An 11,547-nucleotide genomic window follows, 5' to 3' on the forward strand; every position below is an offset into this window, starting at 1 on the left:
ACGACCCGACGGCAACGAGCGAAGCTGCGGATATTTCCACGAAGGAGAGGTCGCCTGGACAATCTTACCCATTCGCTGGTCGGTGCGCTGATCGGCCAGGCAGGGCTGAAGAAGAAAACCGGGCTGGCGATGCCTGCGCTGATCATCGGGGCGAACCTGCCCGATGTGGATGCGGCGTGTTTCTTCTGGCTGGAGGGAGTCGAGCATCTCGGCTTCCGTCGCGGCATTACCCATGGGCCGCCTGCCCTGGTGCTGCTCCCCCTGCTGCTGGCCGGCCTGCTTTACGGATACGATCGCTGGCAGGCGAAGCGCGGCACGCGGCCGCAAGGTCGGCTGCCGGTCGATTTCAAATGGCTCTATCTCGTCAGCCTGATCGGGTGCCTGACCCATCCTGCGCTCGACTGGATGAACGTCTACGGCATCCGCCTGCTGGAGCCGTTTTCCTCGCGCTGGTTCTATGGCGACACGCTGTTCATTATCGATTTGTGGCTGTGGGCGCTGCTGGGCTTTGCGACGTGGTTTTCCCTCCGGCGCGAGAAGCGCGGCGGCGCATGGCAAGGCCCGGCTAGGGCCGCGCTTGCCGCCATGCTCGCCTATATCGGCGTGAACCATGCGATCACACGGCAGGCGGAGGCCGAGCTGCGCGAAAGCCCCACCGGTACCGATATCGTCATCGCCAGCCCGGTGCCGTTCTGGTTCTGGCAACGCGAGATGATCTCCGGCGGCAACGGGCTCTACACTCTGGGTGAGGATACTAGCTTGCCAGGCGTACCGCTCAACCGGTGCGACCTGATGACGCCCTACACGTTCAATTCGCAGGTCCGCTCCTTCCTGTTCTGGTCGCGCACGCCCTATATCGTGCCCCGCGAAGACGGCACGCTGTGGCTGCAGGATGCCCGCTTCTCCGACCCTCGCGCCAGCGGGCGCTTCGAAGTGCAATTGCCCTCCGATGCCTGTCCGGGAATTCGCACGGAACCGAGGGCGCAGTGACCTCGTTCCCCTCGCAAAAGGGGTTTCCATGAGTTCACCACAGATCGTCTGGTTGCGGCGCGACTTGCGCATGGCCGACCAGCCAGCGCTTCATGCCGCGGCCAAGGCCGGGCCGGTCATCCCTGTCTATGTCCTCGACGACGAGCGGGCGGGCGACCACGCCTATGGCGGCGCGTCGCGCTGGTGGCTGCACCATTCGCTGGAATCGCTCGGCCGTTCACTGGGCGCTCGCAAATCGCGGATCGTGCTGCGAAAGGGCGATGCGCCGCAGGTGCTGGCTGCGCTCGCCGACGAGACGGGTGTGAGCTGCATCCACGCCATCCGCCATTACGAACCCTGGTGGAAGGAGGCGGAGGACGAACTTCGCGATGCGCTGGGCGAGGGGCGCAAGCTGTGCCTCTACGACGGGAATTACCTGATGCCGCCGGGTAGCGTGACGACCGGGTCGGGCGACCCTTACAAGATCTACACGCCGTTTTCGAAGGCGCTGCTCGAACACATGCCCCCGCGCGATGTGCTGGGCGAGCCGGAGACCATCCATTCGCCCGATGCATGGCCCGACAGCGACGCTCTGGAAGCCTGGGACCTGCTGCCGACCAGGCCCGACTGGGCGGGCGGTTTCCGCGCGTTCTGGGAGGTCGGCGAGGCGGCGGCGCATGACCGGCTCGACTGGTGGGCGGACCGCGTTGCCGACTATGACGAGGGGCGCAACCTGCCTTCGGAAGACATCACCTCGCGCCTGTCGCCGCATCTCCACTGGGGCGAGCTGAGCCCCGCGCAGGTCTGGCACAAGCTCAAGGACAAGCGCTCCGACGGGTGGAGGACCTTCGGCAAGGAGATCATCTGGCGCGATTATGCGCAGAACGTGATCGACCAGTTCCCCGACTATCCGCGGACAAGCTACCGCGACTATGACGAGCGCAAGCTGTGGCGCAATCCCGATGCCGGGCACCTGATCCGCGAGGACCTGGAATGCTGGCAGCGCGGCATGACGGGCTATCCGGTGGTCGATGCGGGAATGCGGCAGCTGTGGCAGACCGGCTGGATACACAACCGCGTGCGGATGATCGCGGCAAGTTTCCTCGTGAAGCACCTGCTGATCGACTGGCGCTTTGGCGAACAATGGTTCTGGGACTGCCTCGTCGATGCCGATTACGGCAATAACGGCGTCAATTGGCAGTGGATCAGCGGCACGGGCGTCGACAGCAACATGTTCGTGCGCATCATGGCGCCGCTCACCCAGAGCGAGAAGTTCGATGCGGCGGGATACATCCGCGAATACGTGCCGGAGCTGGCGCGGCTGTCCGATGCCGAAATCCATGATCCGCCGGACCACAAGCGCGGCAAGTATCCGAAGAAGATGATCGGCCACAAGGAAGCGCGCGAGCGGGCGCTGGAGGCCTACAAGTCGGCCAAGTCGTAGCGGACTTGTCGCAGGCGCGGCTGCGCGCCATAGCGCGGGGCATGGACATGCCTACCAGCCAGCGCGGACGGGACCTCATCGAAGGCGCACGGCCCTTTGCTCGCAAACCCGGCCTCCTTGCGCGGCTGGTCGCCCCCGGCTTCGGCAAGATCCTCGACCGCATCGACACGGCGCTGGTTTCGGGCACGATCCATGCGACGCTGCCCGACGGTAACACGCGCACGCTCGGCGGCCGCGCAGAAGGTTTCGAATGCGCGGTCGAGCTGCGCAGCTGGAACGCGCTGGTGCGCCTTGCCAGCAACGGCTCGGTCGGCTGGTACCAGGCGTGGGAGACGGGCGAATGGTGGAGTCCCGATCCCGTCCCGCTCTTTGCGCTGTTCATGCAGCACGCCGCGCGGCTGGGCGATACGGCGCGCGCCAAGGGGCCTTTCCGCCACGGGCTCAAGCTCGCCCACCTGTTCAACCGCAACACGCACGAGGGCGCGCAGAAGAACATCTCGGCGCATTACGACCTCGGCAATGATTTCTACGCCGCATGGCTCGATCCGACGATGAGCTATTCCTCCGCGCTCGATGTGCGAGATGACGGCCTCGAGGCGGCGCAGCGGCGCAAGTGGGACGCGCTGGCGTCACGCCTCGGCGATCCCGCCTCGCTGCTCGAAATCGGCTGCGGCTGGGGCGCGCTGGCGGACTTTTTCGCGTCGCGGGGCAGTGACGTCACGGCGATAAGCCTGTCCGACGAACAGCTGTCCTGGGCAAGGGCGCGCCACAGTGCCGCCGTCGATTTCCGCAAGCAGGACTACCGCGATACGGCAGGCCGCTACGACGCCATTGTCAGCGTCGAGATGGTCGAGGCGCTGGGGCGCGAATACTGGCCGACCTTCATGGACTGCATTGCGCGCAACCTGAAACCGGGCGGACGCGCGGCGATCCAGTATATCTCTATGCGCGACGAGCTGTTCGACGAGTATGCGAAGAGCGCGGATTTCATCCAGGCCTATGTCTTTCCGGGAGGGCTGCTGATCCGCACCAGCGAATTCCGCCGCCTGGCCGAAGAGCGGGGCCTTGCATGGCAGGACCAAGCCGATTTCGCGCTCGACTATGCCGAAACGCTGCGCATCTGGCGCGAGCGGTTCGACCATGCCGAGCAGGCAGGCGAGCTGCCGCCCGGCTTCGACGTGCGGTTCTGCAATCTGTGGCGCTATTACCTGATGTATTGCGAAGGGGGATTCCGCGGCGGCGGAATCGATGTCCACCAGGTCACGCTGGTGAAAGAGGGAGAGGGCAAATGAGGATTCGTTCGGTTCTTGCATCGATGACGGCCATCGCGCTGTGCGGATGCGCCGCAAGCTACGATGCAACGCAGACGGTACACGTGCATTCGGCGCCTGCGGTGACGCAGTCGACCCCGGCCCAGATGGCGAGCCTCGACCCGTCCGATTCGATCCTGTTCTGGAACGATGCGCGCCGATCCGCCGCCTTCCGCAGCATGGAGACGATGTTCCCCGGGCTGGAAGTCGCTCCGGCATCGCAGACCCGTCACCTTCCCGCCGGAAAGGCGCTGGGCGCGGATCAGGAAGCTGCTGTGCGCACCTTCATGGCCGAGACTTCGGCTTCAGGCGTGATGGTGCTGCAGGACGGCAAGGTCCGCTTCGAAGACTACGCGATGGGCCTAGACTCCAACGACCGCTGGACCAGCTTCTCGGTCGCCAAGAGTTTTACCTCGACCCTGCTGGGCGCAGCAATCCAGGACGGGCATATCGAGAGCGTCGATACGCCCGTGACCGCGATCATCCCGGCACTGGCAGGCACGGCCTATGACGGCGTCACGGTCGGCCAGATCGCCATGATGACTTCGGGCGTTGCGTGGAACGAGGATTACACTGATCCCGACAGCGACGTGGCCAAGATGCTCGCCATCGCGCCGGTCGAAGGCGAATCGCAGGCCGTCACCTATGCCCGCACTTTGAAGCGCGAGGCGCCGGCGGGCCAGAAATGGGTCTACAAGACGCTGGAGACCAATCTCCTCGGCCTGATCGTGGAGGAAGCGACGGGTAAGTCGCTCGCGGCCTATTCGGCGGAGAAGATCGTCGATCCGGCGGGCTTTGCCGGCGGATTGTTCTGGATGCAGGACCTCACCGGCGGGAATATCGGCGGCTGCTGCCTGTCGCTGCGGCTGTCCGACTATGCCCGCTTCGGCCAGTTCGTGCTCGAAGGCGGTGACGGCGTGGTACCGGAGGGCTGGTTCGCCGAGGCTGGCGCGCCGCAAGTCTCCTTCGCGCCGCGCGCGCCGGGCTTCGGCTATGGCTACCAGTGGTGGGCCTATCCGGGCGGCAATTACGGGGCGCAGGGCATCTTCGGGCAGGCAATCACCATCGTGCCCGAAAAGAAGCTCGTCGTCGCCGTGGTCAGCAACTGGCCGACCGCGACCAGCAGCGAAAACCGCGCCAAGGCGCAGGCACTGGTCGCAAAGCTGTCGGAAGGGGCGGACTAGGCCGCCTTACGAGTGGTGGCGGAGGCCGCGAAGGCACACCGCCACCGACGACGATACCGGACGAGGGTTCAGGCCAGCGCCCAGAGGTCGCCGCCAATGCGTCGGTCTTGTCGCCTTCCCGTAGGCCGTCAGTAAGGGCGGTAGGCACCTTCGCCGCTGTAACGGGCGAGGATGTTGTCGTGGACGATCGGGCTCAGCAGCTCGCTGAACGCGCAGCCGACCATGCAGTTTTCCCACCACACGACCTGCGCCTGCAGCGATTCGAGGCCGGGGAGGGTGAGCCAGCACATCTGGCCTTCGTGCATGCGGTTGATCGCCGCTGCCGAAAAGCCGGAGATCGACAGATCGTGGACCACCGTCTGGAAGGCGCGTCCGCCGCTGGCGCGCAGCTGGCCGGGAATGGTCAGCTTGGTACGCGGCGCGCACCGGTCCTCCTGTGCTGCGACAGTGTAGCGATCCTGGGTCTGGTAGCTCATATCCGGCACCTTGCTTGAGACTGAAATCCGAAGGGCACGCCCGGGTAAAAACGCGCGCGGGTTATCTGTCGGAATCTCTCTCAGCAGGATTACGGAAGTTTCGCCGGATGTGGTTAACCTAGCTTTCGATCCGCTCTCGGTGACGGGTCGTGAAATCGTTAACAAGCAGCTCGACCAGGCGCTCGCCCACGGCTTCGGGCGGTTTGACCGTCTGCGGGTCTTCGCCGGGATAGGCCTTGGCGCGCATTGCGGTGCGGGTCGCGCCCGGATCGACGATGGACACGCGGACGCCGGAAATCTTTTCGACCTCCTGCGCATAGGAATCGAGCAGATTGTCGAACGCCGCCTTGGTCGAACCATAGGCGGACCAATAGGCGCGGGGGGTTTCGCCGACGCTGCTGGTCAGGCCGATCACGCGGCCGGCATCGGCCCGCTTCAGCAGCGGGTCGAAATTGGCCAGCAGTGCCTGCGTCGCCAGCACGTTGATGGTCATCGCCTGGCTGAACTGCTTGCCGTCGATCTGCGTAACCGGTGTAAGGGTCGGCAGATAGGCTGCTGAAATTACGAGGATATCCAGCTTGTCCCAGCGTCCGGCAATGGCGGAGGCGAGGCGGGCGATGCCGTCGCTTTCGGCAAGGTCGACAGGGGCAATGGTGGACTGGCCGCCGGTTTCGTGGATGCGGTCTTCCACCGCCTCCAGCGCGCGCACGTCGCGGCCGGTGAGGACCACATGCGCGCCTGCTTCGGCGAGCGCGACGGCGCTGGCCGCGCCGATGCCCTTGCTCGCACCCGTGACCAGGGCGAGTTTACCCTCGAGCGGTTTCGTCATGTCAGGCGACCTTGTTTACCGGAAAGGCGAGCTGCTTCTGCTTGTCCTCGCGCTTGGCGAGGTCGGTCAGCGAGGTGGGATAATCGCCGGTGAAGCAGGCGTCGCAGAATTGCGGGCATTCCTTCTTGCGCGGCTTTTCGCCGACCGCGCGGTAAAGGCCGTCGATGGATACGAAGGCGAGGCTGTCCGCCTTGATGAATTCGCGCATCGGTTCGAGATCCATGCGCGCGGCCAGCAGCTTGGACCGTTCGGGCGTGTCGACGCCGTAGAAGCAGCTGTAAGCCGTCGGCGGGCTGGCGACGCGGAAGTGCACTTCCTTGGCGCCTGCATCGCGCATCATCTCGACGATCTGCATCGAGGTTGTGCCGCGCACGATCGAATCGTCGATCAGGACGATGCGCTTACCTTCCACCAGCATGCGGTTGGCATTGTGCTTGCGCTTCACGCCTGCATGGCGCGCGCCGTCGGACGGCTGGATGAAGGTGCGCCCGACATAGTGCGAGCGGATGATGCCCAGTTCGAACGGGATGCCCGACGCCTGCGCATAGCCTATGGCCGCCGGAACGCCGCTGTCGGGCACGGGCACGACCAGATCGGCCTCGACCGGCTTTTCCTTGGCCAGTTCGGCGCCGATGGCTTTGCGCGCCTCGTAGACGCTGCGGCCGGCAAAGAAGCTGTCGGGACGGCTGAAATAGACGTGTTCGAAGATGCACGGGCGCGCGCGGTGCGTGCCGAACGGATGGATCGAATCGATATTGCCGTCGTAATCGACCTTGATCAGCTCGCCCGGTTCGACCTCGCGGATCATTTCCGCGCCGACCACGTCGAAGGCGACGCTTTCGCTGGCAAACGCGGTCGCATCGCCGATGCGGCCCATCACGAGCGGACGGATGCCGAGCGGGTCGCGGCAGGCGATCATGCCTTCGGGCGTCATCACGATCAGCGCATAGGCACCTTCGAGCAGGCGCAGCGCATCCACCAGACGGTCAACGATGGTCGGGTAACGGCTGGTGGCGACGAGGTGGATGATGACTTCGGTGTCGGAGGTCGACTGGAAGATCGCGCCGCGCTGGACCAGTTCCTCGCGCAGCGTGCCCGCGTTCGAGATATTGCCGTTGTGCGCGACGGCGAAACCGCCGCTGGCAAGGTCGGCATAGAGCGGCTGCACATTGCGCAGGCCTGCGCCGCCGGTGGTCGAATAGCGCACGTGGCCCGCAGCCATGTGGCCGGGCAGTTCGGCGATGGCGTCGGCGGAAGAGAAATTCTCGGCGACATGGCCGAGGCCGCGGCGGGCGCGGAATTCGGCGCCGTCCCAGGCGACGATCCCGGCAGCTTCCTGCCCGCGGTGCTGGAGCGCGTGGAGGCCAAGCGCGGTGGCCGCCGATGCATCGGCAGCGTTGATGACGCCGAACACGCCGCATTCCTCACGCAGCTTGTCGCCATCCTCGTCGAGGAAAGGGTGGGTGAGGTTCCCAAGGGGCGTATTCACAGGGTGCTGTCCGCGCTGCCAACCGATGGCGGTCCAATGGCGATGTTACGCCCCGATTACAAGGGCGATGACGGCGGTAACGGTGGACCGGATGCGGCAATTCATTGCACGGCCAGCAATCCCTGCCTAAACGCGGCAGGCAACGGACAACGACAGACAAGAGCCGCCTTGATCCTCTCTCCCTTCGAACGGACCATCGCCAAGCGCTACCTGCTTCCCGGCAGGAGCGAGGCGTTCATCGCGCTGGTCGCGGGCATATCCATTACCGTCGTCATGCTGTCGGTCGCCATGCTGGTGATCGTGATGAGCGTGATGAACGGGTTCCGCGCCGAACTGCTCGACAAGATCGTCGGCCTCAACGGGCACGCCATCATCCAGGCCTATGGCGGACCGATGGAAGACTGGGAGGAAATCCTCCAGGAAACCCGACAGACGCCCGGCGTGGTGGAAGCCAGCCCGCTGATCGAACAGCCGCTGCTGGTGACCTTCAATGGCAGGGCGGAGGCGATCCTGCTGCGCGGCAATACGGCGCAGGACATTCGCGAACTGGGCGAAAAGACGCTCGGCGGGAACATGGATTCGCTCCAGCCCGGTTCGGGCAAGGTCGCGATCGGTGCGCGGCTTGCGGAGAACATCGGCGCGCGGGTGGGCGACACGATCACGGTCATCAATCCGCAGGGCCGTTCGACGCCGTTCGGCACCGTGCCGCGCCAGATCGGTTACGAAATCGGGGCGATCTTCGAAATCGGCATCTACGACTATGACGGCGCCTTCGTCGTCATGCCGATGCAGGACGCGCAGACCCTGCTCCTGATCGGCGACAAGGTCGGCATGATCGAGGTGAAGGTGACCGATCCGGACGAGGTCGAAGAAATCCTCGAGCCCGTGCAGGCGCAGCTTGCCGGGCGGGCGGTCATCCAGACCTGGAAGACCATCAACGCGACCCTGTTCGAGGCGCTGCAGGTGGAACGCGCCGCCATGGCATTTGCCTTGAGTTTCATGGTCCTGGTGGCTGCTTTCAATATCCTTTCGAGCCTCGTGATGCTGGTCCGTGCCAAGACGCGCGACATTGCCATCATGCGCACTATGGGCGCGACGCGGCGCAGCCTGACCAAGATTTTCGTGACCACCGGTTTCACCGTGGGCGCCCTGGGCACGATCGCGGGCCTCATCCTCGGCGCGCTGGTGCTGGGCTTCCGCGAACAGATCGTGTCGGCGATCAGCTGGCTGACCGGCGCCGACCTCTGGGACCCGCAGGTCCGCTTCCTCAGCACGATCCCGTCGAAACCCGATCCGGTCGAAATCGCCATGATCGTGGGCCTTGCGCTGGTGATGAGCTTCCTCGCCACGCTTTATCCGGCGCTCAAGGCTGCCAGCACGGATCCGGTACAGGTGCTTCGCTATGAATAGTCCGGTCGTCGAACTCAGGGGCCTGACCCGCAGTTTCGAGCAGGGCGGCGAGCGGATCGACGTGCTGCGCGGCGTGAACCTGCGCGTCATGCCCGGCGAGATCGTGGCGCTGCTCGGCCCGTCGGGTTCGGGCAAGTCGACCATGCTTCAGGCCGTGGGCCTGCTCGAAGGCGGGTTCGGCGGCGAAATCGTGATTGCCGGCCATTCGGCGGAGAAATCCGATGCCAATGCGCGCACGACGCTGCGCCGCAACCACCTGGGCTTCGTTTACCAGTTCCACCACCTTCTTCCCGATTTCGACGCGCGCGAGAACGTCGTCCTGCCGCAGCTGGTTGCAGGCAAGCCGCGCGGAGAGGCGGAGGCGAGGGCGGAGGAACTCCTGCGCGCGCTCGGCCTCGGGCACCGCCTGACGCACCGCCCGAGCCAGCTTTCGGGCGGCGAACAGCAGCGCGTGGCAGTCGCCCGCGGGCTCGCCAACCGGCCTGCGCTGGTGCTGGCCGACGAACCCACGGGCAACCTCGACGAGGCGACCTCGGACAAGGTTCTCGAGCAGTTCCTCGCGCTGGTGAGGGGAGAGGGCAGTGCGGCGCTGGTCGCCACGCATAACGAGCGCCTCGCAAGCCGGATGGACCGAGTGGTCCGCCTGCACGACGGCGTGCTGGAATAGCGGACCCGCACGGCGTTTCGAGCGTTGGTCGGGCAAGGAGATTTGCCATGACCGACCATCCCAGCACTTATAAGGCTGAAAACACAAATCGCGAGGGAATCCAGTGGGATGACCGCGCGACCTTGCACCGTACCGGCGATGGCGACGGCGTGCTCGACGATGCGAAGAGCCTGCGTAGTGGAACTTTTGCCGAACTGATCGAGCACGTCATGCTGATGCCTGAAGGCGAACGGGCCAATTACTACATCGAGAAGGCCGGCGACCGCGAATTCCACACGGAGGAAATCGCCAGCCTCTCGCGCCGCGACGATTTCCCGCGCTCGTAGCGCACCGTCGCCTCTCTATCGAACGGGGCTTGGGCGAGCATGGCGCCTGTGCAACCCTTCTTGCAGGAGGGATGAGCCATGTTCTCTACATCGATTGCCTTGATGGTTGCCCAAGCTGCGAGTGCTGGCACGCCGCCGTCACCCCCGCCATCGTGCGAGGGCGCGGAATACGAGGCCTTCGACTTCTGGGTCGGTGAGTGGGTGGTAACGCCTGCCGCAGGCGGAGACGCCGTGGCCGACAGCCGCATCGAGAAGGTGAGCGCTGGCTGCGCGATCCGCGAAACCTGGATGCCCTATCGCGGGCGGCACGGAACCAGCCTGTCCGCCTATGACCCTGCGACCGGCAACTGGCACCAGCTATGGGTCGGCGGCACGCCGGGCCGCGTGTTCTTCGACGGCGGACCCGTGGAGGGGAAGATGGTCCTGACCGGCTATTGGGGGCAGGATGCAGCAGGCAATTCGCAGCTTGTGCGCATGACCTACTCGGTGCAAGGCGACGGCTCGGTCCGGCAATACGGGCAGGCCAGCAGCGATCACGGTCGAAGCTGGAGCGACAGTTTCGACTTCATCTACCGCCGCAAGGACACAGCCGAATGACCACGATCGCCGATTTCACCGTTGCCGACAACAAGGGCCGCGAGGTCGATCTGTCGGAAAAGCTCGGCAAGGTGCTGCTGGTCGTCAACACCGCCAGCAAGTGCGGTTTCACACCCCAGTACGACGGGCTGGAAAAGCTGTATCAGGACTACGGCGACAAAGGCTTCGAGGTCATGGCCTTCCCCTGCAACCAGTTCGGCAACCAGGAACCGGGCGATGCCGACGAGATCGAGCAGTTCTGCAAGGTCAATTTCGGCCTGACCTTCCCGCTGATGGCGAAGGTCGATGTGAATGGCGACAGTGCCAGCCCGCTGTTCGACTGGATGAAGAACGAGAAGCCGGGCCTGATGGGGTCGAAATCGATCAAGTGGAACTTCACCAAGTTCCTCATCGATCGCGATGGCAATGTGGTGAAGCGTTACGGTCCCAACGATGCGCCCAAGGCCATCGCCAAGGATATCGAAAAGCTCCTGTAACCTCAGCCGCGCCGGGACGAAGTCACCACCATGCTAGCCGATCTCAACCAGTGGTTCCTCTCGCTCGGCGCCGAATACGGCGTGAACCCGTACATCTTCGGCGCGATCTATGTGGGGGCGATCCCTTTCTTCCTCGCCTCGATGACGTGGCTGGTGAAGCGGGCGCGGGCCAAGCGGTCGACCGTCGTGCCGACGCTGTGCGCGGGCTTCTGCTTCGTTTCGGCCTACCTCTACCTGGCCATTGCGGGGCGCAATATCCCGGTCTGGGTGTGGATCTTCCTCGGCGTGCTCATCGCCTATGGGGCGTGGTCGACCATCCGCGATGCGCGGCGCAAGATCGCGGCGATTTCGGACGACTGATTTTCTCCAC

The 11,547-nt window shown here is 64.8% G+C and carries 13 protein-coding genes; 10 read left to right on the forward strand and 3 right to left on the reverse strand.

Annotated features, from left to right (window positions below):
- The first annotated feature begins 105 nt into the window (after window positions 1-105).
- From GRI42_RS03480 to GRI42_RS03495, 4 genes are read left to right on the forward strand one after another with little or no spacing between them, the layout of a single operon-like run.
- A complete protein-coding gene (locus GRI42_RS03480; protein WP_234033971.1) occupies window positions 106-990 on the forward strand; it encodes a metal-dependent hydrolase in 885 nt (294 codons plus the stop codon).
- 28 nt (window positions 991-1,018) lie between these two features.
- Window positions 1,019-2,413 carry a cryptochrome/photolyase family protein gene (locus GRI42_RS03485; RefSeq protein WP_160606962.1) on the forward strand — a complete coding sequence of 465 codons (1,395 nt, stop codon included), beginning with the start codon at window positions 1,019-1,021 and terminating at the stop codon, window positions 2,411-2,413.
- A gap of 41 nt (window positions 2,414-2,454) precedes the next feature.
- Window positions 2,455-3,705 (forward strand): SAM-dependent methyltransferase, encoded by a 1,251-nt coding sequence (locus tag GRI42_RS03490; protein ID WP_160606964.1) that lies wholly within the window; start codon window positions 2,455-2,457, stop codon window positions 3,703-3,705.
- Window positions 3,702-4,907 carry a serine hydrolase domain-containing protein gene (locus GRI42_RS03495; RefSeq protein WP_234033813.1) on the forward strand — a complete coding sequence of 402 codons (1,206 nt, stop codon included), beginning with the start codon at window positions 3,702-3,704 and terminating at the stop codon, window positions 4,905-4,907. The genes GRI42_RS03490 and GRI42_RS03495 overlap by 4 nt, the downstream gene beginning before the upstream one ends.
- A gap of 128 nt (window positions 4,908-5,035) precedes the next feature.
- On the opposite strand, the gene GRI42_RS03500 is transcribed toward GRI42_RS03495, so the two are convergent.
- The 3 genes from GRI42_RS03500 to purF form a co-directional block, all read right to left on the reverse strand.
- Window positions 5,036-5,383, reverse strand: coding sequence for a PilZ domain-containing protein (locus GRI42_RS03500; protein ID WP_160606966.1), 348 nt, complete (start codon window positions 5,381-5,383; stop codon window positions 5,036-5,038).
- A 118-nt stretch (window positions 5,384-5,501) separates the two neighbouring features.
- Entirely contained in the window at window positions 5,502-6,212 is a 711-nt protein-coding gene (locus GRI42_RS03505) for an SDR family NAD(P)-dependent oxidoreductase (protein WP_160606968.1), read from the reverse strand.
- 1 nt (window position 6,213) lies between these two features.
- Complete coding sequence (purF, locus tag GRI42_RS03510) at window positions 6,214-7,701, reverse strand: amidophosphoribosyltransferase (protein ID WP_160606970.1); 1,488 nt, start codon at window positions 7,699-7,701, stop codon at window positions 6,214-6,216.
- 168 nt (window positions 7,702-7,869) lie between these two features.
- Here purF and GRI42_RS03515 point away from each other — a divergent pair, with 168 nt between their 5' ends.
- The 6 genes from GRI42_RS03515 (at window position 7,870) to GRI42_RS03540 (ending at window position 11,537) form a co-directional block, all read left to right on the forward strand.
- Window positions 7,870-9,111: a lipoprotein-releasing ABC transporter permease subunit gene (locus GRI42_RS03515; RefSeq protein WP_160606972.1), complete on the forward strand. Its 1,242-nt coding sequence runs from the start codon at window positions 7,870-7,872 to the stop codon at window positions 9,109-9,111.
- Window positions 9,104-9,778, forward strand: coding sequence for an ABC transporter ATP-binding protein (locus GRI42_RS03520; RefSeq protein ID WP_160606974.1), 675 nt, complete (start codon window positions 9,104-9,106; stop codon window positions 9,776-9,778). Before GRI42_RS03515 ends, GRI42_RS03520 begins: the two co-directional genes overlap by 8 nt.
- A gap of 47 nt (window positions 9,779-9,825) precedes the next feature.
- The gene (locus tag GRI42_RS03525) at window positions 9,826-10,104 is read left to right on the forward strand and encodes a hypothetical protein (protein ID WP_160606975.1); all 279 of its coding nucleotides are present in this window, start codon (window positions 9,826-9,828) and stop codon (window positions 10,102-10,104) included.
- A 78-nt stretch (window positions 10,105-10,182) separates the two neighbouring features.
- Complete coding sequence (locus tag GRI42_RS03530; RefSeq protein WP_160606976.1) at window positions 10,183-10,701, forward strand: hypothetical protein; 519 nt, start codon at window positions 10,183-10,185, stop codon at window positions 10,699-10,701.
- Window positions 10,698-11,177 (forward strand): glutathione peroxidase, encoded by a 480-nt coding sequence (locus GRI42_RS03535; RefSeq protein WP_160606977.1) that lies wholly within the window; start codon window positions 10,698-10,700, stop codon window positions 11,175-11,177. The genes GRI42_RS03530 and GRI42_RS03535 overlap by 4 nt, the downstream gene beginning before the upstream one ends.
- 30 nt (window positions 11,178-11,207) lie before the next feature.
- The gene (locus tag GRI42_RS03540) at window positions 11,208-11,537 is read left to right on the forward strand and encodes a hypothetical protein (protein ID WP_160606978.1); all 330 of its coding nucleotides are present in this window, start codon (window positions 11,208-11,210) and stop codon (window positions 11,535-11,537) included.
- Window positions 11,538-11,547 lie beyond the last annotated feature (10 nt).

The sequence above is a fragment of the Qipengyuania gaetbuli genome (assembly GCF_009827315.1).
Taxonomy (GTDB): domain Bacteria; phylum Pseudomonadota; class Alphaproteobacteria; order Sphingomonadales; family Sphingomonadaceae; genus Qipengyuania; species Qipengyuania gaetbuli.